Below are 24,835 nucleotides of genomic sequence, written 5' to 3'. Positions count from 1 at the left end.
TGCTCCTATAACATAAAGAGCAGCAACTAAAATTAGTAACTGCTCTGGTATGAAACTTATTAAATTATCCATATCTTATCCTCCTAATTAATTAAAATATTCCTCTTTGAATAGCAAATATAAAGAATCCTACAAGTGTTGTAATCATTGTTCCAATTAGCCATTTAAGCATACTTGTAAGTGAATTTAAGTTCTCACATAGTGCTTTTAACTCTGCTTTAGACTCTATATTTGCTATCTTTAATTCGTCTATTTCTTCTCCGTGTTTATTTATTCTTGTTTCATGTCTTTTTAAATCTGCGTTGAAAAGTTCTTCATTCATGCAAGCCTCCTTATTTGTATTAAAATAAGACTTAGAGGTTATCTAAGCCTTATATGTTATTAAAACTTCTTGTATTTTGTATAATAAATTTCTTACATTAAATCATATCTGTTATTCTATTGCTATATAAAAAATACTTCGTGTACTCTGATTTGCAGTTGGTAAATACATTTTTTTATCTTTTTCAAAATCTTCAAATACAGCAGCGCTATTTGGATTAAAAATCTTTGAATATCTGCCATGTGAGCCTGACGAAGTGTAAGAAGATGCAGTAAATATTAATAAATTTCTTTCTTTGCAATTAATATAAAATACACTTTCATTTACTTTATCACCTGTGCCAGAAAGTTCTGAAACAGCAAATACAAATGAAGGCTTAAACTTAAGATTTGGTATTGGAATATAATAAGCTGGCTCTGTCGAATTATCAATTTTTATAAAAACTTTCATATCTGAGACTATTTCACTCATGCCAGTTATTACTCTTTTTCTATTCCCAATAAGACTTGCCAATTCTGCGAAAGTACTATCTTTCGCGGCTATTGAGCCGATAGCAGTTGCAATTAGCTCTTTTCCACTATCGGCTTCTTGAAAAGCCTCATCAGCTCTATTTATACATTCTTTCAATGCTCCTTCTACATTATCACTAGTAAAGTTATTTTCTGTATCTTCTATAGTTACATTCTTTGCTTCTAAAACAAGATTTCTAACTTTATTAACTAACTCTTTAAAAGTCATTTAATCACCTTCTTTCAATAAAAAAAGAACCTTCTATACAGTTGGTTCTGCTGTTGTTTCTTCTTTATTTAATAAACCTGTTAACTCTAAATATTGTTCTTCTGTAATCCTGTTCACTGCATAGAATACATCCATCTTGTGTTGTAAATCTTCTTCAGTACTATAATTCTTTTGTTCTATCATAAGTTTTAATAAGTTATACATATCGTTTCCTCCTATAAATTATTATTTAATTTGATGTTTTCAAATTCAAATGCTGTGTTTACTATCTCACTATCTCTATTTTTGTTTTCTTCTTTCAACATACTTAATTCTTTTTCTAATGCTTGTAATCTCTTTTGTTCATCAGTTAATATAACTTCTATATCTTTTAAAACTACTTCTTTTGTAATTGGATTTATAGACTCTATATACTGTTTACTATAGTCTATACTTCCAAATTCAACATCTAAGTAGTGTAACTCTGTTATTGCATCATGTTCTAATACATCACCTGTTGCTTCTCCTGTTTGAAGCCATATTTTGCCTGTTTGGTCGTAAATTATTCTATTTTTTCTATTCATTTTATCACCTCATATTATAATTAATTATTTAAAAGTTCTATATCTAATGCATACCATCTAAAAGTATTATTGTAGAATGTAAAAGGAAATTCAATACCAGCGTTAAGGTCACTCACGCCACATTCAATTTCAAAACTATCAGCAGTAACGTCTCTAATACTAGCACTACCAATAACACGAGTATATGAACCATTGTCATATCTAAGATTTTGATTTACACCAGTCATACAAGGATAAGCACTAAGATGTTTATAAGGATTAGAACCATCTTTTACGGGAAGTATTTTAACTATAATAGTCTTTGGTACAAAAGTTAAATTAGTTGGAACAACTATAGCACTCCGAGAACCGGCTGGCGGAGAATAAGTGCCAGTTGCATATTTAATTCTTTGACTTAATTGATTAGTCAATTCTGTTATCCTATTTTGCAACTCTTGTGAACTAGCATCTGAACTATCAAAAGAAGTTTTTATTTTCTCTGACAACTCCACAAGTGTGTTATTCAAACTTGCTTCTATGTTCTTTAATGCTAAAGTATTTATAATACTTGTTTTACCACTTTTAAAACTTTCTCCAATCTCTGTTAACTTAGATGATATATCTTGTAAATTAGCATTAGCTGGTAATGGCATTATACTCTTACTTATAGTAACAATTTGCTCATAAATCATGTTATTAATATCTGTTACAATTATTTTAAGAGTGTGTAGAGCATTATCTTCTAAAGTATAGTTAATAGTTTTTTCTAAGTATAAATCTGTAGTAAAAGTTTCTTTTAATACATCATCTATAAACCATTCAATTTTAGATAGTTTATTTTCCTCTGTATGTTCCGCTGTAAAAATGGCTTGTTGAGATGTATAAGAATTAATAGTAAGAAAAGGTAAGCCTTGCAATAGCGTTATTTTAGCCTTTCCGTTTTCTCCTGCAATACCTCCACCTGTGGTTGTAATAGCATTTTCTAACCAATACTCTTTGGTTGGTATATATCCAGCTGGTTTATAGCTATTTTCTGTTAAAACATAGCCACTACCTCCGCCTCCAGTTCCCCCACTTCCTCCACCATACCAACCACCACCTCCACCGCCAGAATCTCCGTATTTACTCCCAACGATTCCGCTTCCTCCCTGCCCGAAGGAGCCATCAGTTCCACTTGCACCTTCTCCACCTTTTATTTCTGTTGCTCCCTTACCACTAGCATCACCGCCAACAGAGCCTCCTCCATCACCACCTTTTGAAGAAAAATTATTTCTACCACCGCCACCAGCGACAATTAACCTCGATAATAATCCTTGCTCATTGTCCCAATTACCTCCAATGAGTCTAATATCAGTTGCTCCTCCTCCATGACAATAAACAATTTCGTGATTGACATCACTTTCGTGTATTAGTGCTTTTCCTCCTCCATTAAACGGGGTTGAAAATAAACCTTCTCGACCACTATATCCAGCATATACATGTAAGGTAGTTTCTTTTTTTAATGTAAGTTCGCCTTTGCTATATCCTCCTTTAGAGCGTAAATTAGGGTCAGCTATACTACTACCTCCACCACCTGCTGCTCCCCAACATTCAAGCAAATACTTACCACGTGGCAAAGTAACAGTTTGAGCACTATATCTACTATTAAAGTCATAAATCTTAGCCATTTCAACATTCTCCTTTCTATATAGGTAACATATTATTTACACTTGTTGTAATACTAGATAACCCACCATTTACTTTTTCTTCTAAATTAACCAATCTATCCTCAATCTTTTTAGATGAATAAGTTGTCATTTCAGATACTCTGTTATCATCCACAGTCGCATTAATTAAACTTGTTTGAGCATTTCCATTTATCAAATATACGAATGTTCTATTATTTTCAGTACTTCTGACAATTACATTATTATCTTTTACCGTCGCATCAGGGACAAGTGTATCTCCATTTTCATTGTATGTTGATATTACTATTCTTTCAGTTAAAAGCGGATTTTCTATAGTTACTTCATACATATTAGTTTCATTATTTAAAATCCAATCAGCCACCTCTATGATGTGCGTATGAGATACATTTACACCACCTGCGATAATATTATCAATTTTGATATTTTGTTTCTCATTTTCTGTGTCAATCCTAGTATTCAACTCTGTTTTAGCAGTTTCTATGTTGCTTGTTAATTCTGTTTTAGTTGTATCTATTTTAGAGTCTAACTCTTGTATGTCTTTAAGTGTCGCTAAAATAACAGTTGGATCTACTTTCAAATTTACGCTTGAAGTATTAGAAACCACTAAAATAATCTTTATAACTAAGTCTTTTACACTTCCCGAGTCAGCGGTTGGTTTATATGTTTCAGGATATTTAGATACTGCAATTAGTTGGTCTTTTGAATCAAATATCCCAACCTCTCTTATCATAAAGCCACCTACACTGCCTGGTATTACAGTTTCTATTACTATCCAGTTTGGATTTTCTTCGTCTATCTTTATATTATTTACAGAGCCTTCCCAAACAACTTTTTTAAGAGATGTTTGTTCCTCTGTTGGATTATATTCTGCTCCTGCTCCATCACCAAGTTGTAATTTTACTAAATCTACTTTATTACCAAGTGCTGTAGCATTTGCAATAGATGCCTTACCTATTTTAGTTAGAATGGTATAATATTTTTGTTCTGCCAACTTATATCACCTCCTTAGGGTATAAAGTTACTTTTTCCATACTTCTGTCATTACCTGTAGTTATAGTCAATTCTCCAAAAGAAGTTATATCAGTTGGACTGTAAGGATATATAGTAACTGTTTCACCTGTATTCATTGTAGAACCTGTAAAAATGTTATTTTGATTAAATAAAATTATTTTAAATTTGTGTTCAAGATGACATGGTTTTATTTCTTCTATTTTCTTATCTAATTCTAAAATAGTGTTATAACTACAATTATTTGTTATAAAACTAAGTGTAAAACTAAATAGATTACTAAATACTTCTACATCAACATTAGTCTTTGTATAAGCTTCTGATATAGCTTTTATAACTTCTATTGTAGTTGTGCCTTTACCTCTCATCTTCGCTTTTATATTGCTTCTTCTAGTATCGAAGTCTAACTTATAATTTATTTTTATACCTAAGAGGTTCTCCCAGTCATCAAGTCCCCAAGTTGCTGTATCTATAAAAAACTGATCCAGTAAATCATCTTTTTCATCAAGTAGTGTTAGAAGTTCATTTTCAAGTGCTTCCTGGATTTGTATGTCAATTTCATTGTTTGCAAAACTTGGCAGATAATCAATTAACTTCAATTTAACTCACCTCAATATTAAATGTAACACTTGAAACAGCAGGAACTTTTTCCTCATCAACTATTATGTTTCTAACATCACCATTTACAAGAAGATTTTTTATATCATGAATACCTTCTATACTTGCCAATAAACTCATTACTTTTATATAAATAATCTCTCTTGAATTTTCTATTAAATAAGAATTTATAATATCCAAAAACATAGTTTTTATAGATTCAATATCATATCCACTTTCAAGTGTTAGAGTTGCACTAATGCTAACATCAAAAATACTAGGTGTAACAACTGTAACAGTAGGTCCAATTGGTTTTTCTTCTTCTATATGTTCAGTACATCTTTGTAATACTTCATTATCAACTGATTGATTATTTTGACCATAAATTAGAATCTTAATTGTACCTGGACCATCCCAGCGAGGAATTACTTTTGCATTATAAACACCTTCAACTTCTAAGGCCCAAGACTGGTAATGTGCTTTATTTCCACTTGTGGCTTGGTTTTTCTGTATTTTATAGAACCTTTCTTTTAATTCTTCATCAGTTTCTATTTCTGTTCCACCATTTAGGTCAAATTCATTATAAATTTTAGTTACTCCAGTTATTTCTTCTATAAGTTTAAATTCTGTGTTAGCTGATAAATTATACTTAATGCCAACCTCTAAAGCCTGTATAGGGCTTGCATTTAACTTACTATCTTCATCTATTGTAATATCTTTAATAACTACAAATAGTAAATCACTATGAGATATTATTGTTCCATTTGGTATTTTAGTTCCTATTTTGCCCTCAAATATTACCTCTCCTATTGCTTCTGTGCCTAACTTTCTATATACACCAAATTCATTGACTCTTCTATCAAGAAAATCGTCAAAGTTATCTTGAATAAAAACTCTCTTATGTATATAAGAAAGCTCTATATATAACTGTGCAAGTTCTGAATTAACAGGTGAAACTATATTATAAAGAGAAGATCCTTGACCTTTATAAAGAGGGAGATTTATGTTATTTAAAGTTCTATTATTTAAAGCACTAAATGATCGGCCATTATACAAACGTAATCTCCTCCTCTCCATAAATTGTTTTTACATTTAAACTTATAGATAAATTATCATCTTTAAATTCTGTACTTGTTACATTAACTTCTAATATATATGGATTAGTTAATAGGGCTTCTTGTATATACCTTTTTGATTCACTTTCAGTAAGACCTTTAGTGTACTTTTGTCCGATTAGATTTTTTATATCTGTTCCATAATCCCAATCATATATTAAATAAACATACTTATCTGTTTTTATTGTTTTATAAATCCATACTTTAATTGCTTCATTTCTTTCAACTATTTTAAAGTCTCCGTTTTCAATTATCTTTTCATCTTTATTAAAATCCCAAGCAAATTCTTTAAAAATAGGCAATTCTTCACTGACTGGAGAAATATAATCCTCTGGAACACCCATGAAAGGAAATATCGTATCATTCATCTAGGCTCACCAATTTACTTACAATAGCAAATTTTTCACCTATTTTAAACATTATTACCATATCTCCAGATTCAAGGTTATTAGTAAAAGGATTTTTTATATTATGTTTGTGCTCTTTATTTATTTCTGTATTAAAAGATTCTATTTGTCTATCAAGAATCCAGCTGTCTATTAAAAGATTTTCTTTTTCCAATAAAAGATTATTTATCTCTATCTTTAAATCTGGTAATTTATCTTTAACTTTACCAATAAAAAAAGAAGGTTCATTATGAAATTTACCTTCTTGTCTCATTATTCCTATAAATTCATTAATTGGATCTGCCATGCTATCACCTCTTTTTATAAAACTCTTCTAGCTGTATTAAAATCTTTTCTATTACTTAACTTACTTATTTTGACTACATCTCCTGTTTGTGGCGCATGTAAAAATTCTCCATTGCCTGTATATAAACCAACATGACTAACTGGATTATGGAAAAATACTAAGTCTCCTGCTTGTAAATTGTTTTTCTCTACTTTTTTACCAACTTTAGATTGTTGGCTAGATGTTCTTGGTAAATTAACATTAACTTTTTTAAAGCAATATACCATAAGTCCAGAACAGTCAAAATTACTTGGTCCATTACCACCCCATTTGTATGGTTTTCCAAGGTGTTTTCTTGCTTCAGTTATAACAGTTTTTGCTCTTTCTGTCACGTTTCCAGCATAACCACCAATGATAATCTTTCCTTTTCTTCTTCCAAAGTTATTGGCTTCTTCAACATTTCCAAATAAAATATCTATATGGTATGTTCCATCCTTTTCTATAATTATTGCAGAGCCATTATCATTTACTTTATATGTTCCATCTCGATTTGAAACACCTGTAACTAACTGTATTTCATCTCCATATCTCATAAGAGGATGTTTATTTAGGAAATCTTTTGTATAGTAAGATTTTTCATATGCTCCAACCATAGGAGCCGCACATGTTTTTTTAGATGGTTCAAGTTTTTTACCTCTACAATCTTTATCTCCACCCTCAGATTTTCTAGGACAATAAGCAGTAAACTCAGCAGGATATTCTGTTCCTCCAGTATACTCTGAACCATCTTCTTTTTGTTCATCTTGACCAGCAGATTTCTCATCCATTATATTCTCAAAATTAAGTTCTAATTCAATTTGATAATCTCCATTTTGCCATGTATGTTTATCTGTATCTATATAAAAAAGACCTACAAGTTTTGTATATGAGTCTTTTACTTTTACACCTCTGCCAGTTACACAACTTATATCACCATATCCTTTTAGAGAGCAAGTCTTTTCAATTCCTTTAAACTCGCTTTCTATATCTATGGTACTATTTTCTTGTTGCTGTATTACCTTTTGCATAATTACCCCAATATCTTTAAATATAGAGTCATTTATCTTTTCGCTAATCTTATTACCATACTGATCAACAACTAGTACTTTATTTTTTACATTCTCCATACTCTCTGAAAAACTAGTATTAATAAGATTAAAACCTTCTTCAAATGTTATATTTAAAGTAACTACACCCTTTTCAATGACATTAAATTTATCAATATTAGACTCTATCAGATACTTTTTTTTAGTTGTCTTGCTTGCTTCTGTATAAACACTCATTATAGTATCATAGCCAGTTACACCAATAAACATTTTTGTATATTTAACGTTGGTTCTAGGCAAATTACCTAGTGGGAGTTTATTATCTACAAAAACCTGTTTCGCAATATCTTCAACTAGTCTATCTTTAAAATTGTATGACACTTCGCTTTGTAAAAGTAAAAAACCCATATCTTTTGCAGTGAAATCAATCATGTTATTGCTTGAGTCTAAAGATCTATCTATTATCATCCCTCTAAAAAGTTCTTTATCATCAACATAGAAACAAACTGTACTTGCTACTGGAATATCTATTTGCCTAAAATTAATATCACTTGCAGATTGGATTATAGAAAATTCTAAAGTTCTTGATGGTGATCTATAATCACCAGACCAAGTGCATTTATCTACTAAATCAGTTACATTATATATATTTCCATTTTTTATATGAACTTGTATTTTGATTTTATTAATTATAAATCACCGCCATTTTAAGGAATTGTTAAAATCCAACCATTTTTTATGATGTTTGGACTTTTAATTTTATCTTTATTAGCTTCATAAATCTTCTCCCACAAATCGCCATTGCCATAATATTTTTTAGCTATTTTAAAGAGCGTATCACCCTCAACGACTTTATGAGTTTTTTTATTTTTTGTCTCAAACCCTTTAGTCAGAGGAAGATCAAGACTAGAAGATAATTTTTCATTTGTAACAGTATTAACTTTAGATATTTGTATTCTCCTATATTCTTTTAAGCTTAAAGTGAAATAAACATCCCTAGAACAATCTTGTTCTCTGTAATTAAAATCTGTTATTATACATTCAAAATTTATATTTGTTTCTGTAATGGTAAATCTTAATATATATCCTTCTTTCATCCAACCTTCTATTAAATTTACACAATCATATGGTTTTGGAAATCCGTTGTAATTACAAAAACTATATTCTTGATTAGGGAAAAAAGAGGATAGTTCTATAGTTTTAAGCCCTAACCCTCCAAATACTGCAATATCTCCAACACTTAAAATATTAGATGTATTTATTGTTGCACTTCCATTTATTTCAAAAGAGGGTGGAATAACAGGAAACCTAAATGTATTATTTGCTTGCCTTAACCATATTTCCATTAAACTCCTCCTAAAACAAAAGACACTTATTTCAATAAGTGTCTTTTAAGATAATTATTATAAATCAAATACTGTATATTTTCCTACATTTTCATAAGCAATTTCAAGTGTTTTTGGTGTTGCATCTTTTGTAAGTTCGAATGCTATTTCACCTTTCAAAGTATCTCCTGGGCGTATTGTATCAAACATTAACTCTCCATTTAATTCTTGGTTATTTATTGCTTCTCCAGTAGTATTGTCACTTGATTTTAATATATAGTTTTCTAGATAATCACTTTGTAAATCATTATCACCTGTATTAGTTATTTCAATTTCAACAGCATAATCATTACTATTTGTTTCTAATTTCCTAATATTTTTAAAAGATACTTTTGCTCCATCTAAATCAACAACTTCGCCTATTTTATGATTTTTAACTTCCTCTGTGTTTTGCTTAGATTTACTATCTCTATTTTTTGAATTATTTGTGCTGCATCCAACTAAACTTAAAGATAGTATAATTGATATTGCCAATACTAGTATTTTTTTATTCATAACATAACCCCCTGTAAATTATATACTACAATTATAGCACGATAATTTACAGGACGCCTCCAACTTTTGCAATAGATATTTTTTTATTTAGTTTTCTTACTATTTTATCTATGTCAGCCTCTTCTCTTACAATTATTGTATCTGCCAATTTATCAATTAATAAACTACCATTTGAATTATTTCTTTTATATTGATTGGCCTCCTGCTTGGTTAAAAGTTTCTCTCCTTCATGTGCTCTTATTAAATAATCATTTCGAGGAACTCTATTTATACCAAATGCTTTTCTTGGGCTTTTGCCAGCAGCATCTGCACCTTTTCCAACTTGTAAACTAGGACCTTTTTTAAATATTTCTATTGTTCCTGATATTGGATCATGAAGGAATTTTTTTAGTTTATTCCAAGCCTCTTTTACACCTTTAACCTTATCTTTAAAAAGTGAGTCAGCAAGATCTATTACAGGTTCAAGTATCCCACTAACTAAATCAACAAGCCCATTCCATATAGACTTTACTATACCTACTCCACCATCAAATATTTGCTTAAGTCCATCCATAGTTTGATCAGCATTTCCTGTTATAAGTCCCATTACAACATTTACAATTCCAGATATAAAAGATATGATTCCGTTTATAACTCCAGAAACAGTTGTTATTATTGCAGTTAATGTATTTAAAAACCATATAAATGCTAAAATTATTCCTCCAACAACACCAGCTATTGCTATTCCTATAGCTGGTAATAATTGCTGTCCTATTTGTGATAGGAAAGGCATAAATCCTTGGAACCAAGCTTTAACAGGGGCAAGTGCCTGACCTAAGTTTTGAAATGCTAACTTTATACCATCAGTAGACTTTTTAATATTGTCCATTGGTTGGCTTACTTGGTTTGCTGTATCTCCAACTTGTTTGGCTGGAGTGAAAAAATCAGTAATTGCTTTTTTAATTTTATCAAAGCAATCTTTCAAATTATCTAAATGAGGTTTTAAAGGTTCAAATGCTTTTACTAGATTATCTATATTTGTTTTAATGTTTCCAGCTAATATATCCTTTAATTCATTAAATTTATCTTTTATTGAAGTTATTGACTCCTTAAATTTATTCTTAAAATTTACTCCAGAATCTTCTAAAACCTTTAGTGCAGGCTTGACATCATTTAATATTTTATTTTGTAACTCTGTAAATTTAGATTTTCCAGATTCAACTCCTTGGCTTATAGAATCTGTCATAGGCTTAATAAAAGTTTTAAAATTACTAAATGAACCTTTTAGATTTGCTACTGTTTGTTTTAATCCTCCTGTGTTTGGAGTTGATTTTCCAGCTGCATCTGCTGCTTTACTTCCTGGAATATTTACATTTGTTTTAGTAGCAATTTTAGCAGTTGCCTCTATTGGATTTTCTAATGATGTTCTTAAATCTCTCCATTTATCTGTAAGCCATTTAGCTTTATCTTTAAATAAACTGTCAGCTATATCAGCTATAGCTTGTATAGGAGCAGTTACAAAGTCTATGAAACCTTTCCAAATTGATTTTATAATTTTAGTTCCACCATCGAATATTTGCTTAACTCCATTCATCATCTTTTTACTATCGCCTGTGACAATGCCTATAATTAAATCAAATATTCCATTTAAAATAGATGCAAGGCCATTTAATACATTAGTTATAGTATCAACTACAGCTTTGAATGCAGTTGCTAGAGTAGATAAAACTACAACTAATTTTGCTATATGAAAACCTATTACACCAATTAAAACAGGTCCTAGTACCTTCATTATTACACTTCCTAAGTTTAAAATAGATGCAAATAGTGGACCAAATGCTGATAACAACTCTTTAAATTTCTCTCCTAATTGTTTAAGTGCAGGCATACAAAAATTTACTATAGGCTTTGCGAATTCTGTAAATGATTTTACTAATGAATTAACTTTATTTCTAAATACTTCAGATTTAGCATAAGCAATAGTAAAGGCTACTGATAATGCTATTACAGCTGCTATAGTCCAACCCATAGGACCCATTACAGCTAAAAATACTGCACTTAATGGTTTCATTCCAATTACAAAGGCTCTAAATGCAACTTTTGTTCTTAATATTATAGGTATAAAGAAAGCGAATAAGCCTGCTGCTTTAGAAATAACAAGACTTACAATCCCTACAGTAGCCAACAACAAGCCAAATGTTGTAACAGCTAACAATATACCTGTTACAGTTGATTGGAAGGCTGGAGGCAAGTTAGAGAAAGCATTAGCCATATTAGATACAACTTGGACTGCACTTCTTATAAAAGGTAATAAATTATTCCCTATAATTATTGCTACTTGAGTAATCTGATTTTTCATCATCTTAAGCTGCGATTCTGTCGTTGAATATCTTTGATTTGCTTCATTTGTTAGTGCTACATTCTCTTTCCAAGCGTCATTTCCAAGTTGAATAGCGTTGTTAAATAGATCACCTGCTCCACTTGCTCTAAGTAAAGCATCAGTCATGCCTATTTCAGTTATTCCCATCTTATTTAACATTTTTATAGCACTATTTCCATGTTTTTTTGCATCTCCAAGTCCTTTGACAAATGATATAATTGCTCCAGCAGCATCTTTTTGAAACGACTCTTTAAATTTTGATGCACTCATGCCAGCAACTTTTGCAAAGTTGTTTAATTTACTTCCTCCCATTTCGCATGCTAATTGCATTTGTTGCATAACCTTAGAAAAAGCAGAACCTCCTGCTTCTGCTTTTATACCAACTGAACTTAATGCACCAGCGAAAGATATTATTTGCGCCTCAGACATCCCAACTTGTTTTCCAGAACCAGCAAGCCTAAGGGCCATTTCAACAATTTCACTCTCTGTAGTTGCTAGGTTATTTCCAAGTTGAACTATCGTTGCTCCAAGTCTATCAAAGTTTTTCTGTGGCATTTGAACGATATTTGCAAATCTCGCTAATGCTGTAGCTGCTTCATCAGATGACATGTTCGTTGCATCTCCAAGCATAACCATCGTTTTTGTAAAATTTGTAATGTTAGATGCATTTTTACCGACTTTGATACCTAATTGTCCTGCTGCTTCTCCAACTGCACTAATCTCAACTGCCGTTTGTGGCATATTTTTAGATAAATCCATGATATTTTTCTTAAACGTATTAATATCTGCATCACTTGCATTTACAGTCTTTTTAACTCCCGCAAAAGCACTTTCGAATTCTATTGCAGATTTTGCACTTAAAGCGAGTATCCCACCAGACACAGCAGCTATAGCACTACCTGTTTTTAAAGCGGTAGAACCAACATTTTTTAAATTGTTTTGGACATTATTTAAAGCCTTAGAGGCGCTAGAAGTTGAGTCATGCAGAGATCTTGTATTTGCTGCAACTCTTCTTAAAGTTGCACTAGCTTCGTCTCTCATTCTTATAATTGCTTGTAAAACTCTTGTACCATCACTCATCTATTAAAACCACCTTCCAGCGCCAGCTTTCGTTTCTTCTTTTCTCTCGTCTAATTCTTGATCCATGAAGATACTAGTAATTTCCTTTTCGCCTTTTAGCATACAATAAGAAACGGATGGCATTATACCTTTATACTTAAATAATAAATACATCAAGTTAACTTCTCCATCCGTTTTTATTAGTTTTTTATATCTTTAGCTCTTTCTTTCTGTCTTTTTTTATCACCCTCTGCATCTATGCCATTTACTTTATTAACTTCCTCGTATAATTTATCTATTTCACCACTAAGTAATAGCTTTTTAATTAATTCTTTAGGTGTAATTGCACTAAATTTTTTAACTAATTCCATATTGCTAAATATTGGGCATGATTCTAATATTGTATTTACTTTAAGTTCATATATGTTAATGTTTTCTACATCTCCGCTATTAACATCCATAGAGTTCATTCTTATTTCGTCAAAACGTTCTGGATCAATAGCCTTACACTCTATCTCTAAAGTATCATCCAGTTTTTTACAATATAATTCAAATGCGCTAGATGGCATTTTCAATTTACCTGCATCCATATTTAATAATTTTTCTACTGTATTCATATAATAAAAATCCTCCTATTTTTCTTTTATTTTATCTAAGTATTCAAAACCTTCAAATGTAAAAGGAACTTCTATTTCTCCAACTTTCGCAGCTTCCCAATCAGCTAAAGTTAAATCATCAAACATACATCCATAAAGTGCAATTCTCTCAGAACCATATGAATCTGGATCTTGTAATTTACTTATTATAGTTACTTTAAATTCTTTACCTTCATTTAACATTTTTTCGACATACTCGCCAAATAAGGTACTTATCTTATAAAGAGTTATAGATCCTTTTCCAGTTGCACCAATCATTTTATATGTGGTCATTATTTGACCACATAATTTTATTTCTTCTTTATCTATATCAACCTTGGCTTCCATTCCTTTTGTTGATGTAAGTTGCTTATTATCTAGCCAACACTCTCCAAAAGTACCAGAAATTATTCTTTTTGCATCTATTTTAGCTTTCAAATTTTAACCTCCAAACTACATAGAGATGTCTAAATATACATCTTCCATTGCATCTATTAATTTAATTTTTGCTTTTAAAAATACAAGAGTGTCAGTATTGTATTCTTTTATCTCTTGTTCTTCCATATTAGATATATCTATATTTTGTTTTTTTAGCCATGCTCTTTGAGCATCTAAATTAATTTCTACAGTTGAACCTTCATCAATTAAACCTTCTTTTTCTAATTCTTGAAGATATAATTGTATTGCAACAATAAGCAAACACTTGTTATCATAAGTGTTTGGTGTTTTTCCTATATAATTTCTTACAATTATCTTTTTAATATCGTTATGAATTTGGTCCAATGTATCAACTAACTTAATCTTTTTGAATATATCACCTTTTGAATCAGTAGTTGTTGTAAAGGATGTAACTCCTCTAGCGATTACTATAGCTCCGCTTTCTTTTATTAAAATTAGCTCTCCATTATTTATCCTTGCATTTGCTTCAACCCTTGTTAATTTAGGTATATTAGTAACTTCTGGTACTTCTGCATATGTTACAGATTGAGTTGATGGAGTTCCTGCAATAAAACCTGCTATTCTTGGTAGAAATTCATTTGAAGTGTATTTTTTATCTTCAACTTCAATATCAGTTGCTGTAAAGTTTATTATACCTTCATAGTCTGCTGAATTACTTGCAGTAATAGCTTTAACCTTTGTTTTATTATCTTCTCTCATCTTCTTAATCCATGTTTTGATTTTAGGTAAATCCTGCTCTGTCTCTTCTGGCATACAAAGATAATTAAACTCGCAAGTTTCAAAAAAATCTAAAGCATCATCTATTAATTCATCTGTATCTAATGTATAAACTAATATTTTGTTTGGTGGATACACATTTCCCTTCATAGCCATTTTTATATAATCTAAATTAACAGCAGAATAATTTTCTGGAATATCCTCTATTTCTTTTATCTCAACTAACCCTATATTTTTTGTATCTTTTAAAATAAGTGCTACAATACCTCCAGAACGTTTAATAAAAGTTTTTCCTGCTTGGATAAAAGAAATATTAATTTCTGGTAAACCCATTTAATCACTTCCTATCTTTAAATCTACATTTTCTATAATTTCAAATGTTTCATTTTCAAAATAGACTTCTTCAAAATAAGATACAGTCATTAGAAAAGTTAGTTTATATCCTACAGGATCTTTTGCAATCGATGGAGATATATTTTCTATAGTTAAACTCCTATCTTTAACTCTAATGTTTCTGTTAAATATTTTTTCTAATCTACTTTGTATGTCATATAGATTTAATTTATTTTTTCTAGCTTTTTGGTAATACTCAATATCTATGAATATCTTTTTAATATCTAAAATTTTATTTGCAATATTATTAGAAACAGGTAAAAGTTGCACAAAAAAACAAGCCTCCTCAAAGCCTTGTATATTATCCTCATTAATAAAAATATCTGTATCTCTAAACTCACTTTCTATTCTTTTATTAACTGCTATTATAATATCTCTGTTTGTAAGCAACTAATCACCTACCAATCAAATAAATTCGCTTTTGCACTTGTCATATTTTCTTTTGTTTTTTCAATAGCTTTTTCTACCATAAAAACACCTGGAACAATGCCACCATTTTTAGTTGCATGGCCATTGTTTACCAAAGTAGCATAATCAACTTCATTTTTAACAATATAAGTATCATATTCTGGTTGCTTTTCTTCCCATCCCTTTTTTAACTTTTCAGTTTTTACAGGAGTTTCATCTCTTATATTTTCTGCTAGTTCTTGCCCAGTTTCTTTTGTAAACTTCTTAATTTTTCTATTAAAGTTAGAGGCATTTAGACCTAAATCTAATGCTAATGCTTCAAAGACTCCTAAATTATCTATTCCCATTATATTCTCTCCGCTTCTGTAATAGGTATTTCCATATGGCTTGGATATATATTTGCCTTAGAAACCTTAAATATAGCTTCTTCTCCATGACTATAAGTTGCATTTATAGTGTCGCCTATTTTTATATCTACTTCTGGTCTGCAAAATAGCTTTCTATTTACGACTATAGCTCCAATATCACCACTTACAAGAGCTTCTTCTTTCCTTGAAATTGCACAAGGTATATTTTCAGCTATAACAACATTACTAAAATCATTAGAACATGTTTCTTCATTCCAGCCTTTTGATTTTCTAATGATAGTCATTTTATCAAGATACGTCATTTCTAATATATCTGCTTCAGTCATTTAATCACCTCTTAGTACATATTAACAATACAAAATGGGCTTAGAAATTTTTTATCAGTATCAGTTAAAAAAGATGATGAACTTATGCTATTTTCAGCAGTTTGCAATGTTAAAGTATTATATTCTATTTTTGTATCACCTCTAGTTATTGCTTTTAAGTTTTTTTCTAGATTATCAAGGCCGCTATTTTTCTTAAGTTCCTCAAATCTTGAAGATAATATTGATATTACTTTTTCCTCCACAAACCCTTCTAGTGCTATACTTAGTTCCTGCCTAGAACAATATTCTAAAACCATTTCACTTATCTTCTTTATATAAAGGATTATTAATTTATCATATCTATCATTTTCTATTCCTAAAACTAACTTAATATTATCAAGCATTGCACTCATCCAGTAATTGAATTAATTCTTCTTTAGTTTTAGTTGAATATCCTTTTATATTCTTACCTTTAGCAATTTCCATAAGTTCTGGTTTAGATAGATTAAATAAATCATTAGAGTTTTGTTTAACTATTTCGATTTTTTCCTCTTTTTTCTCAATATTCTCTTTAGTTGCTTCTTCTAAATATATTTTAAATCCTTTTAAAGTCAATTTATCTCTCGAATTTTCATCTTCAACAACTTTAATTACATTCTTTTTTTTCAATACAAACATTTAAAATAACTCCTTTACTCTTGTACAGCCTTAGCTTGTTTTACAGATGCCCTACAAAGTTTTAATTGCTCCTCTAATAACCATAAATCATGATATTTTCTATAATCTATTTTATAAGCATCTGCTGTTTGATTTTGATCTGGAGTAAATATTCTTGGTTTGTCAGTTTTAGATACTGCAATTGGAGCAGAAGATGGAGTTATTAACCAGTTTATATCTAGTGCTTTTGGTCCTTCTTTGAATCCTCCTCCCGTTTGGCCAGATGTTTTTCCATCCATGAATATATATTCTGTTTTCATTCTTTTTGACGGAACTTTTATTATAGGTACATCATCTATAGATTTTACAACTCTCTTTATATCTCCATCACCAAATTCAATATCATCCAGCTGAGTGGATTGCTCTAATATACTTGCAATCATACTAGACATGCTAATAACAAGAGGTATTTCTCCAACTGAATCTTGAATTGATGCTATTTGATATTTTAATTCACTTAAAATTGTTGCAGCAGATGCTTCATAAGAATATTTTACACGCTCATCAACCTTAGAAACTTCTGAAAATATCTTTGAGTATCTATATGCATCTATTTCTGGTATAACATGTTGCTTTTGAAATAATCCCATTACAGAAGATGCATTTACAATAAAATTAGTTTCATTTACATCCATTGAATCGAGCATAAACTCTCTACCTCTGTCCATTTCCATCTTCATTGTTTCATATTCAAGAGTAACTGCACCTGGAGCATAACCTTTAGATCTATCATAATCCCCTAAACCATCCATAGAAACTTTAGGAACTTTTACTTCTCTACCTCCATCATATATAACTTGGCCAGCATTTTTTTCCATCCATCCAGTAGTTGAGCCAGCAACAGTTTGCATATCTAATTCTTGTTGAAAAAGCGTTACATATTCTAATAAATTTGCCATTTATAAATCATCCTTTCTTTTTATACTAAAGACTATTTAGTCCTTGTTTTATTTGTTTTCTGATTTCTGATAGCGAACCTGCACTATCTTTGCCAGGTGGAACGTATGAACCATCTTTAATTCTTTCATCTACTCTTGATTGCACATACTGTTTCATCGAATTTTCAAATATCTCTATATTTGCATTTGTTTTATCATCATCATCAGATAGTAGATATTCAATTAAGTTTGTAGGTATTTTCTTTTCAACTAAAATATCTTTATATTTAGAAATTTTTTCTGCATGCTGCTTTTCTTTCTCTAATTTATTTAAACTTTCTCTTAATTCTCTTATCGCTTTTTGTTCTTCAGTTTCATTTGCTCCAGTTCTTTTTAGAACTTCAGCACTTATAAGTGTTTGCATATCTTTTTTCTTGAAGTTTTCAAGTGCTTCACTATGATATTTGTTTTTTTCATTGTCTATAAGCGCTTTAAAATTTGCATCATTATTAATTAATTCTCTAAATTCTTCTATTGTAAGTTTTTTATCAGATGCAGATTTAAACAAATCCGTCGATTGCAACAATGAATCTATTTCTGCATCATCTTCTATCTCTTTTAGTAATTCTAATACTTCTTTTTTTAACATCTATCGAGTTCTCCTTTTTTAAAAATTTAATTCAAACATTCTATTTTATTCATAATCTTTACTAATTTAGGAAATTGAATTGCAAAGAAGTCAATCATTTCTTCATTTGTAGCCCAAGAACTGCAACTCTTTAATCCACTTTCACTAAGAAATGCATGAATTATTTCATGTCTAACAACTTCATTTTTATATACACTCAAATCTTTTAATGAACCTTCTTCAGAATTTATTTTCTCTATAACAATTTCTTTAACAGAGTGATCGCAATATCCAGCTCTTTCTTTTAATAGCGCATCTTCGCTTTCAAATTTCTCTATCACTAGATATTCTGTTCCTAATATTTCAACTTTCATATTTCACCTCATATTTTTTTAGACATAATAAAAACACCTATTAAATTAATTAATAAGTGTTAAACAGGTATATACTGACATCTACAGTGACAGTGTCTAGGCAAAGAGGGTCTATCTTCATTGACATAAAATATCACTCCATTGTACATAGAACAATCACTACATGTGCGAGAATCTAAATCTGCACAATACATTACTTTTATAATGCCTTGTGTTTTGAAAAAATACTCGTTTACTTCACTTTGACACCTGGCAACTTCATTTTCTATTAGTCTACTAGTTTGTCCTGCACCAGTTGAATATTTATCTCTTATTACTTTTTCTATCTTATTTACAGAAGTTTTTCCATTTAGAAAACTCTTTATTTCTTTTTTTAATGATTCTTCTATACCTTTTTTATTCTTCCAAAGCCTGTCACTCCACTGCTTTCCATCAACCTTATTATTCACTATCTTATTTATAACTTTATTGTTCATATCTTCTATCTTCAGTATTACTCCCAATAGAATTATCAAATTTGAATATTTATTCTTAGATGAATCAGATAAAATAGTTTCTATATCCTTGACTTCTTCATCATAATTGTTAGAATACTCATTTATAATTTTATTAAGTTTTACCCTTAAACTTTTTTTATCCTTATCATTAATTTTTACATATTCATCAATGATGTTGTATGATAACAATATTTTAGCTATTTCTAACAAGAGTTTATCCCTGTTTTCTTTTTGATATTTATAAAATGACTTTGTTCTATTTTCAGCAGATTTATATATATCTTCAGTTAATTTAGTTATCAATTTCTGATTCATCTAATAAAATCTCTCCCTCTGAAATCATTTCCTGCTCTTTTTTAGTCTTTTCTATTTCAGCATGAGGATTATCAATGAAACTTAGTTGAGACAATCCAGTTTCAGTAGATAATTTATCTCCAAGTTGACTTAGTATATTTGCTACAACTAAATCATCTCGTGGTATCTTAGGGGTAAACTTAGCCTTAATATCTTTATAATCATAGTCAAAACCATACTTTTTATTAATCCAAATGCACAATAATTTGTACCTATTAAATAAAGTATCTGCAATACTATCATTATTTTGGCTACAAATCCACTCTGTACTGATTAATCTTGCTATAACTGCTAGACTTGATGTATTACTTTGCATTTTTTCATTGTGATTTATATGAGATGTAATTTCATACATGTTTTCTTTTATTGAAGATAGTGTATTTTGAACAAATGTATCATTCATATCTTTAATAAGCCACTCTATCTTTCCATCTCCATTAACTTGAAGTATTCCAAGCTCTTTCATCCTTGGCAAATCATCTTCTTTAATATTGCATCCAGAGAAGGTTAAATAAGCATTTCTAAAATCACTAATTTCATTACTTATATCACTCAAATTAGTTTCATAAGCATCTTGTAACCCTTTTATGTCATTATATATTGTATTTTTACCTAACTCATCACTTCTTTTGCAAACTGATATTGGAACATTGCCATCAAATATATTGTTTACTGTAGGACTTTCAACTTCTTTAAAATTTGAATCAAAATGATAGATGTATTCTTTATCATATACATCTATATATGTTTCATCTTCAAAGTTCTTAGTAAACTCTCTAATAAAGCATACTATTTCTCCATTTTCATTTTCATAATGACAGCCATTTGTTGGCTTTATTATTTTTACTTGTATTTCATCATCTTTTACATAGTAAAGTTCATAGCAAAGCCCAAATAATAGTGCATACCTCAATAAATCTGAGTCATGCTTTTTACTCCAATGGCAAGTATAGTATTCTAAATCATTTATAATCTTCTCATCACCAGATCTACTTGTATAGGTAATCTTATTTGCAAGAGAATAAGCGACTTCTTCATTAATAAACTTTTTTAAGAAATTAGTGTTTATCTTATTATTAGATCTCTTGGTAACCATTTTATAGTTACTAATAGCATCAGTTTCGCCTTTGTAATATTTGTACATAGTATCATATTCGGATTTATTAGAGTTCCAATCATCATATATTTCTTTTATTAAGTCTAAATCTAATTCCATTAATAACACATCCTATCCTGTAGACTCTATAAATCTTAAAACTTTAATTGGAATATTTTGCTTTGAAATATAACTTTTACTTCTTGCTCTGTGTGTATATGCAAAATATCCTTTTTCATCTTTTCCTATTCCAACATTGAACTTCTTTCCTTTTTTAGTTAAAGTTTTTTGAACCTCTTCAAACTTTGATCTATTAGCCAATAAATCACCTCCAAGCTAAAAACCTAATAATTTTCTGTCAAAGATATTTACTGTTTCAGAAACTTTTATGTTGTTAATGCGATTAATAAATTCTGATGATATGTCTGGCGCATCATCATGCAGAGAATACTTTTGCCCTGTGAAATCAAGGATTTGCTGTATAAATTCCTTATCTTCTTCTGCAAAAATCATTTGACCTTTATTTAAAACAGGTATTAAAGTAGAGATTTTATCATCTTTATTTTTCTTTTGGTGCTCATTAATGATTTCTATATCTCTATAGTAAAGAACATCATCATTTTTTATTTTAAGTTCTAATTGATTAGCATCTGCACCATTAAATGTATTTTTTTCTATATAAACATGTGTTATATTTGGATACACTTTTAATAAATAAATCATGTGGTCTATATATTTATCAAAATCAGTTCTAGCATTTATTTTGGATAATTCTGCCAATCTACCATATAGTAAACCATTTTCTGATTCACTTCCAACAAGAAAAGCACTATAGTCATGTTTAGAACCACCTGCAGATGCTGGGTCACATAATAACATTGTTTTTTTAAATGTATGAGTTTCTATACATTCTCTAGATTCAGTTCTGATTGTTTTAAACCATTTCTCACCTATTGAATTTACATCATTTTGTACCTCTTGTTTAAAAGATGTTGGATTTTCATAATAACTTAAAGCCATGTCCAAACAATCCCAAAAACTTGGCCATAGTATAGGAAATTTCATTTCTTTTTCATTTTCCCAGTAAAATTCTTTAGCATCTTCAAGATGATTTGTATTTTTAAAATCAAATAAGATCTCTTTGAAATTAAGCCATAAACTAGAATTAAATAATTCATCTACATTATCGACTAAAACTCCTTTTTCACATTTAAATTTCCAAGTTGGTAAATTTTTTAGTCTACTATAGAAACATTCTTTGTGTTGTAAGGTTCCTAATGCTATAAAAGTTGTTCCTCTTTTTATAGTTTTACCATTTCTGATTACTGGTTTTTGAGCAGCATATTTTACATCATCAGAAAATCTTTTAAATTTTTTCTCTCTAGCATCTTCTGTTCTAACATTTTCTTCTGACTGATAGTCATCAAGTATGATAAGATCAGGACGGTTGTTATTGTATTTTCTTCCTCTCATTGGTGATGAAGATGATATTGCTTCAATAAAAGTTTTATTTGTTAGCTCTAGTTGAGTACTATTACAAATGTATTTCCTATCATTGTCATTTAAAAGAACACCAAATGCTTTTTTAATATACTCATTTTCAAGTAATGCATTTTTTATATCTTTTACAAATTTCTCTGCTGTAGATCCTATATCAGAGCAAATTAAAGTATATGTTTTATGTTTATAACAATGTGACCATACAGTTGTTGCTAAATCTCCAAATGCACTTTTACCTGTTCCTCTTGGATAAATCCTTCCTAATTGTTGTGAACCATCTCCAATTATAGATTTTTGTATATCTTCCCATAACTCATGATGAACTTTAGCTATAGGAGCAGCAGCATTATCTTCTTTTGGTAAATATGTGTCTTGCATAAAATACATACAGAAAAATTCTAGATTTATTTTTCCAAGTTGATAAGCGAGACCATTAACTCCCCAAAGATTGTTTGAATTAGCTTTTATAATCTCATTTGCTTCTTTTTCAGCATCTTTTATAGTTGCTCCATTCCTTATAAAAGTCTTTGCTAGATAACTAAATATTAATTGTATATTTCTTTCTAAATTATCCACTCGTATTTACTTCCTCTTACTTCTTCTATTTTCTTTTTAGGTTCAGTTAGCAATATAGTTAATAAAATAAACAATACAGTTTTCTCTATAATAAAATCACCCTCTCTGAAATATGTCTCTGGTTTTTAAATTTTGCTAGAAAATTTCCAGAACTCATTTTCCATAAAAAATAATTTTTTCAAAATAGAAGGACACCCCCTATTAATAAAAAAATAAATATATTAAAGTATTTTGAATTATTTTCTTGCAAGAAATATTTTTTTGATTAGAATTATTAATTATCTTTCAACTATTCCTTAAATATGTATTTTCGGCATAGTTAAAAAGAATCTAGCATTTCCAATAGGTTCACATATACTATAATAATCTACATCACTTCACTGTATGAAACTTTAATTATTAAGTCTCACTAAATTTTATTAAATCAGATATATCTAAAGTTAAATACAATCTATGATTTAATTATTAAAGTAAATATATATATAATATATGTTTTGCTTTAATTGATTTCAAACATAATTAAAACATATTCTTGCAGGATTTATTTCATATCTAATTACTTCTTGCTTGTTCTTATTCTTATCTTAGCTATAGCTGCTTCTATCTCTGTTGTATCCATACCCATACCACCACTATCATCTTCTGCTTGTATAACTGTACTTGTAGGAGTACCATAGATGCGATTTATAAGATACTGATTAGCTGCTAACATAACCCTCTTATCACTCTTATCACTAGCTAATTCCTTGATGTTATTGATATAAGTTTCTAAATCCTTTAATATCAATAAATTTCCTTGGTTTGTTAGCTCTTGTTTACGTCTGTCAATTTCTTTCCTAATATGCTCTCTGTTCATCCAGTTATAAATAGTTTGCCTAGTAACACCAATTGCTTTAGCAACCTCTGTTACTGTCAGCCCTGAAATCAATAGATATACTGCATTAGACTCATCTTCTGATAATTCTCTTAACCTCTTATAGCTATCATTGACTACTTCAATATCTTTGCCATTCAAACAATCACTCCTTTACTTCATTTTTTATATTCATACATTGCTTTAGATTCTTCGTATAAATGACCTTTAACATACATTTTCAGACATTTTAATAAATCTATTCTATTCTTTGGAAACTCTATCGTTAAGGTTCTTTACATTCTAATAATGTCCTGTTGCTGAAAAACGTAACATATTAAATTTTAGATAAAATACAAGATATTCTAATTTCTTTTTCTTTTCTTTAACTTATTAGTAAATTTAGTTATTGCCTTTACTTCTTCATCCTTATCTATTCCTATATATCTTCTAGTCATTTCTATTGTCTTATGTCCTAGAATCTTTCTTATAAGTTCTAATGCATAAGTCTTATTTTCTTCTTCATCATAAATATGTCTTGCAAATGTCTTTCTTAAAGAGTGCGTTGCAACATTTTCTTTTATTCCTACCTTTTCTGCTGCTCCTTTTATTATTCTTCCTGCTTGCCTTGTTTGGATAGGTCTATTAAATTTCTTCCTCTTGCCACTTTTAAATATAAACTCTTCACCTGGTTTATCTTGAGTATAATTTTCTATAGCACTCTTTATTACATCAGATAAGAAAACCTCTCTATCATAGTCCCTTTTTTCCTCTATAACTCTAATCCAATCTTTAGATACTCTTATTTTATTTCCTTTTCTATCTAACTTTATATCTGTTACATCTGCAACTTTAAGTGCTAATATATCTCCTATTCTAAGTCCAGTACACATTCCAAAGAGGGCTAATAAATAGTTTCTTTCATTCCATTCTTCCAGAAAATTTAAAAGTCTAAATACATCCTCTATATCTTTAATAGGGTTAACTTTTTGTCCTTTATGTGCTTCCATTC

General features: G+C 29.5%; 31 protein-coding genes. All 31 read right to left on the bottom strand.

Features of this window, described 5'->3' with window-relative positions; genetic code table 11:
- Positions 1–91: 91 nt before the first annotated feature.
- On the bottom strand, positions 92–322 hold the full coding sequence (locus KGF50_RS06215; protein ID WP_021385516.1) for a hemolysin XhlA family protein: 231 nt from the start codon (positions 320–322) through the stop codon (positions 92–94).
- Positions 323–433: 111 nt separating this feature from the next.
- Positions 434–1,060, bottom strand: coding sequence for a hypothetical protein (locus KGF50_RS06210; RefSeq protein WP_227847276.1), 627 nt, complete (start codon positions 1,058–1,060; stop codon positions 434–436).
- A 33-nt stretch (positions 1,061–1,093) separates the two neighbouring features.
- A complete protein-coding gene (locus KGF50_RS06205; protein ID WP_227847275.1) occupies positions 1,094–1,264 on the bottom strand; it encodes a hypothetical protein in 171 nt (56 codons plus the stop codon).
- An 11-nt stretch (positions 1,265–1,275) separates the two neighbouring features.
- Positions 1,276–1,623: a hypothetical protein gene (locus KGF50_RS06200; RefSeq protein WP_227847274.1), complete on the bottom strand. Its 348-nt coding sequence runs from the start codon at positions 1,621–1,623 to the stop codon at positions 1,276–1,278.
- Between the two features lie 20 nt (positions 1,624–1,643).
- Positions 1,644–3,269, bottom strand: a complete 1,626-nt coding sequence (locus KGF50_RS06195) for a glycine rich domain-containing protein (protein ID WP_227847273.1) — start codon at positions 3,267–3,269, stop codon at positions 1,644–1,646.
- 16 nt (positions 3,270–3,285) lie between these two features.
- Positions 3,286–4,281 carry a phage tail protein gene (locus tag KGF50_RS06190; RefSeq protein ID WP_227847272.1) on the bottom strand — a complete coding sequence of 332 codons (996 nt, stop codon included), beginning with the start codon at positions 4,279–4,281 and terminating at the stop codon, positions 3,286–3,288.
- Between the two features lies 1 nt (position 4,282).
- Positions 4,283–4,897, bottom strand: a complete 615-nt coding sequence (locus KGF50_RS06185) for a putative phage tail protein (RefSeq protein WP_227847271.1) — start codon at positions 4,895–4,897, stop codon at positions 4,283–4,285.
- A gap of 1 nt (position 4,898) precedes the next feature.
- On the bottom strand, positions 4,899–5,951 hold the full coding sequence (locus tag KGF50_RS06180; RefSeq protein WP_227847270.1) for a baseplate J/gp47 family protein: 1,053 nt from the start codon (positions 5,949–5,951) through the stop codon (positions 4,899–4,901).
- Positions 5,944–6,378: a DUF2634 domain-containing protein gene (locus tag KGF50_RS06175; RefSeq protein WP_074141630.1), complete on the bottom strand. Its 435-nt coding sequence runs from the start codon at positions 6,376–6,378 to the stop codon at positions 5,944–5,946. Before KGF50_RS06175 ends, KGF50_RS06180 begins: the two co-directional genes overlap by 8 nt.
- The gene (locus tag KGF50_RS06170) at positions 6,371–6,703 is read right to left on the bottom strand and encodes a DUF2577 family protein (RefSeq protein WP_074141631.1); all 333 of its coding nucleotides are present in this window, start codon (positions 6,701–6,703) and stop codon (positions 6,371–6,373) included. Before KGF50_RS06170 ends, KGF50_RS06175 begins: the two co-directional genes overlap by 8 nt.
- Before the next feature lie 14 nt (positions 6,704–6,717).
- Positions 6,718–8,235 (bottom strand): NlpC/P60 family protein, encoded by a 1,518-nt coding sequence (locus KGF50_RS06165; protein ID WP_227847269.1) that lies wholly within the window; start codon positions 8,233–8,235, stop codon positions 6,718–6,720.
- Positions 8,236–8,474: 239 nt separating this feature from the next.
- The gene (locus KGF50_RS06160) at positions 8,475–9,113 is read right to left on the bottom strand and encodes a LysM peptidoglycan-binding domain-containing protein (protein WP_227847268.1); all 639 of its coding nucleotides are present in this window, start codon (positions 9,111–9,113) and stop codon (positions 8,475–8,477) included.
- A gap of 57 nt (positions 9,114–9,170) precedes the next feature.
- Complete coding sequence (locus KGF50_RS06155) at positions 9,171–9,647, bottom strand: DUF4352 domain-containing protein (RefSeq protein WP_227847267.1); 477 nt, start codon at positions 9,645–9,647, stop codon at positions 9,171–9,173.
- A gap of 46 nt (positions 9,648–9,693) precedes the next feature.
- A complete protein-coding gene (locus tag KGF50_RS06150) occupies positions 9,694–13,086 on the bottom strand; it encodes a phage tail tape measure protein (RefSeq protein WP_227847266.1) in 3,393 nt (1,130 codons plus the stop codon).
- A gap of 179 nt (positions 13,087–13,265) precedes the next feature.
- Entirely contained in the window at positions 13,266–13,682 is a 417-nt protein-coding gene (locus KGF50_RS06145) for a phage tail assembly chaperone (protein WP_227847265.1), read from the bottom strand.
- A 15-nt stretch (positions 13,683–13,697) separates the two neighbouring features.
- Complete coding sequence (locus KGF50_RS06140) at positions 13,698–14,138, bottom strand: phage tail tube protein (protein WP_003425675.1); 441 nt, start codon at positions 14,136–14,138, stop codon at positions 13,698–13,700.
- A 15-nt stretch (positions 14,139–14,153) separates the two neighbouring features.
- On the bottom strand, positions 14,154–15,209 hold the full coding sequence (locus tag KGF50_RS06135; RefSeq protein ID WP_227847264.1) for a phage tail sheath subtilisin-like domain-containing protein: 1,056 nt from the start codon (positions 15,207–15,209) through the stop codon (positions 14,154–14,156).
- On the bottom strand, positions 15,210–15,659 hold the full coding sequence (locus KGF50_RS06130) for a DUF6838 family protein (RefSeq protein ID WP_227847263.1): 450 nt from the start codon (positions 15,657–15,659) through the stop codon (positions 15,210–15,212).
- Between the two features lie 8 nt (positions 15,660–15,667).
- Positions 15,668–16,024 carry an HK97 gp10 family phage protein gene (locus KGF50_RS06125; protein ID WP_227847262.1) on the bottom strand — a complete coding sequence of 119 codons (357 nt, stop codon included), beginning with the start codon at positions 16,022–16,024 and terminating at the stop codon, positions 15,668–15,670.
- Positions 16,024–16,371, bottom strand: coding sequence for a hypothetical protein (locus KGF50_RS06120; protein ID WP_227847261.1), 348 nt, complete (start codon positions 16,369–16,371; stop codon positions 16,024–16,026). The genes KGF50_RS06125 and KGF50_RS06120 overlap by 1 nt, the downstream gene beginning before the upstream one ends.
- An 11-nt stretch (positions 16,372–16,382) precedes the next feature.
- A complete protein-coding gene (locus KGF50_RS06115) occupies positions 16,383–16,754 on the bottom strand; it encodes a phage head-tail connector protein (protein WP_227847260.1) in 372 nt (123 codons plus the stop codon).
- A complete protein-coding gene (locus KGF50_RS06110) occupies positions 16,747–17,028 on the bottom strand; it encodes a Rho termination factor N-terminal domain-containing protein (protein WP_074141641.1) in 282 nt (93 codons plus the stop codon). Before KGF50_RS06110 ends, KGF50_RS06115 begins: the two co-directional genes overlap by 8 nt.
- 14 nt (positions 17,029–17,042) lie before the next feature.
- Positions 17,043–17,966, bottom strand: a complete 924-nt coding sequence (locus tag KGF50_RS06105; protein WP_074141642.1) for a hypothetical protein — start codon at positions 17,964–17,966, stop codon at positions 17,043–17,045.
- A 25-nt stretch (positions 17,967–17,991) separates the two neighbouring features.
- Positions 17,992–18,594: a DUF4355 domain-containing protein gene (locus KGF50_RS06100; RefSeq protein ID WP_227847259.1), complete on the bottom strand. Its 603-nt coding sequence runs from the start codon at positions 18,592–18,594 to the stop codon at positions 17,992–17,994.
- A 26-nt stretch (positions 18,595–18,620) separates the two neighbouring features.
- Positions 18,621–18,947, bottom strand: a complete 327-nt coding sequence (locus KGF50_RS06095; RefSeq protein WP_227847258.1) for a hypothetical protein — start codon at positions 18,945–18,947, stop codon at positions 18,621–18,623.
- A gap of 59 nt (positions 18,948–19,006) precedes the next feature.
- On the bottom strand, positions 19,007–19,759 hold the full coding sequence (locus tag KGF50_RS06090) for a minor capsid protein (protein WP_227847257.1): 753 nt from the start codon (positions 19,757–19,759) through the stop codon (positions 19,007–19,009).
- Positions 19,737–21,014 (bottom strand): phage portal protein, encoded by a 1,278-nt coding sequence (locus KGF50_RS06085; RefSeq protein ID WP_227847256.1) that lies wholly within the window; start codon positions 21,012–21,014, stop codon positions 19,737–19,739. The genes KGF50_RS06090 and KGF50_RS06085 overlap by 23 nt, the downstream gene beginning before the upstream one ends.
- A gap of 12 nt (positions 21,015–21,026) precedes the next feature.
- Positions 21,027–21,215: a hypothetical protein gene (locus KGF50_RS06080; protein WP_227847255.1), complete on the bottom strand. Its 189-nt coding sequence runs from the start codon at positions 21,213–21,215 to the stop codon at positions 21,027–21,029.
- A gap of 15 nt (positions 21,216–21,230) precedes the next feature.
- Positions 21,231–22,970, bottom strand: coding sequence for a hypothetical protein (locus KGF50_RS06075; RefSeq protein WP_227847254.1), 1,740 nt, complete (start codon positions 22,968–22,970; stop codon positions 21,231–21,233).
- Between the two features lie 556 nt (positions 22,971–23,526).
- On the bottom strand, positions 23,527–23,985 hold the full coding sequence (locus KGF50_RS06070) for a helix-turn-helix domain-containing protein (RefSeq protein WP_227847253.1): 459 nt from the start codon (positions 23,983–23,985) through the stop codon (positions 23,527–23,529).
- Positions 23,986–24,188: 203 nt separating this feature from the next.
- Positions 24,189–24,833 (bottom strand): tyrosine-type recombinase/integrase, encoded by a 645-nt coding sequence (locus KGF50_RS06065; protein WP_227847252.1) that lies wholly within the window; start codon positions 24,831–24,833, stop codon positions 24,189–24,191.
- Between the last annotated feature and the right edge of the window lie 2 nt (positions 24,834–24,835).

It is taken from the genome of Clostridioides sp. ZZV15-6598, assembly GCF_020657705.1.
GTDB classification, from domain to species: domain Bacteria; phylum Bacillota; class Clostridia; order Peptostreptococcales; family Peptostreptococcaceae; genus Clostridioides; species Clostridioides difficile_F.
This window is presented reverse-complemented; position numbering and strand designations above follow the sequence as displayed.

What these genes read in the sequence shown, in the direction of transcription:
- KGF50_RS06175 (WP_074141630.1), bottom strand. Translation starts at nt 6,378, where the DNA reads ATGAATGATACGATATTTCCTTTCATGGGTGTTCCAGAGGATTATATT.
- KGF50_RS06195 (WP_227847273.1), bottom strand. Translation starts at nt 3,269, where the DNA reads ATGGCTAAGATTTATGACTTTAATAGTAGATATAGTGCTCAAACTGTT.
- KGF50_RS06210 (WP_227847276.1), bottom strand. Translation starts at nt 1,060, where the DNA reads ATGACTTTTAAAGAGTTAGTTAATAAAGTTAGAAATCTTGTTTTAGAA.
- KGF50_RS06115 (WP_227847260.1), bottom strand. Translation starts at nt 16,754, where the DNA reads ATGCTTGATAATATTAAGTTAGTTTTAGGAATAGAAAATGATAGATAT.
- KGF50_RS06090 (WP_227847257.1), bottom strand. Translation starts at nt 19,759, where the DNA reads ATGAATCAGAAATTGATAACTAAATTAACTGAAGATATATATAAATCT.
- KGF50_RS06065 (WP_227847252.1), bottom strand. Translation starts at nt 24,833, where the DNA reads ATGGAAGCACATAAAGGACAAAAAGTTAACCCTATTAAAGATATAGAG.
- KGF50_RS06205 (WP_227847275.1), bottom strand. Translation starts at nt 1,264, where the DNA reads ATGTATAACTTATTAAAACTTATGATAGAACAAAAGAATTATAGTACT.
- KGF50_RS06120 (WP_227847261.1), bottom strand. Translation starts at nt 16,371, where the DNA reads ATGACTGAAGCAGATATATTAGAAATGACGTATCTTGATAAAATGACT.
- KGF50_RS06125 (WP_227847262.1), bottom strand. Translation starts at nt 16,024, where the DNA reads ATGGGAATAGATAATTTAGGAGTCTTTGAAGCATTAGCATTAGATTTA.
- KGF50_RS06200 (WP_227847274.1), bottom strand. Translation starts at nt 1,623, where the DNA reads ATGAATAGAAAAAATAGAATAATTTACGACCAAACAGGCAAAATATGG.
- KGF50_RS06160 (WP_227847268.1), bottom strand. Translation starts at nt 9,113, where the DNA reads ATGGAAATATGGTTAAGGCAAGCAAATAATACATTTAGGTTTCCTGTT.
- KGF50_RS06110 (WP_074141641.1), bottom strand. Translation starts at nt 17,028, where the DNA reads ATGTTTGTATTGAAAAAAAAGAATGTAATTAAAGTTGTTGAAGATGAA.
- KGF50_RS06150 (WP_227847266.1), bottom strand. Translation starts at nt 13,086, where the DNA reads ATGAGTGATGGTACAAGAGTTTTACAAGCAATTATAAGAATGAGAGAC.
- KGF50_RS06215 (WP_021385516.1), bottom strand. Translation starts at nt 322, where the DNA reads ATGAATGAAGAACTTTTCAACGCAGATTTAAAAAGACATGAAACAAGA.
- KGF50_RS06165 (WP_227847269.1), bottom strand. Translation starts at nt 8,235, where the DNA reads ATGATAATAGATAGATCTTTAGACTCAAGCAATAACATGATTGATTTC.
- KGF50_RS06145 (WP_227847265.1), bottom strand. Translation starts at nt 13,682, where the DNA reads ATGAATACAGTAGAAAAATTATTAAATATGGATGCAGGTAAATTGAAA.
- KGF50_RS06095 (WP_227847258.1), bottom strand. Translation starts at nt 18,947, where the DNA reads ATGAAAGTTGAAATATTAGGAACAGAATATCTAGTGATAGAGAAATTT.
- KGF50_RS06170 (WP_074141631.1), bottom strand. Translation starts at nt 6,703, where the DNA reads ATGGCAGATCCAATTAATGAATTTATAGGAATAATGAGACAAGAAGGT.
- KGF50_RS06085 (WP_227847256.1), bottom strand. Translation starts at nt 21,014, where the DNA reads ATGGAATTAGATTTAGACTTAATAAAAGAAATATATGATGATTGGAAC.
- KGF50_RS06105 (WP_074141642.1), bottom strand. Translation starts at nt 17,966, where the DNA reads ATGGCAAATTTATTAGAATATGTAACGCTTTTTCAACAAGAATTAGAT.
- KGF50_RS06100 (WP_227847259.1), bottom strand. Translation starts at nt 18,594, where the DNA reads ATGTTAAAAAAAGAAGTATTAGAATTACTAAAAGAGATAGAAGATGAT.
- KGF50_RS06135 (WP_227847264.1), bottom strand. Translation starts at nt 15,209, where the DNA reads ATGGGTTTACCAGAAATTAATATTTCTTTTATCCAAGCAGGAAAAACT.
- KGF50_RS06155 (WP_227847267.1), bottom strand. Translation starts at nt 9,647, where the DNA reads ATGAATAAAAAAATACTAGTATTGGCAATATCAATTATACTATCTTTA.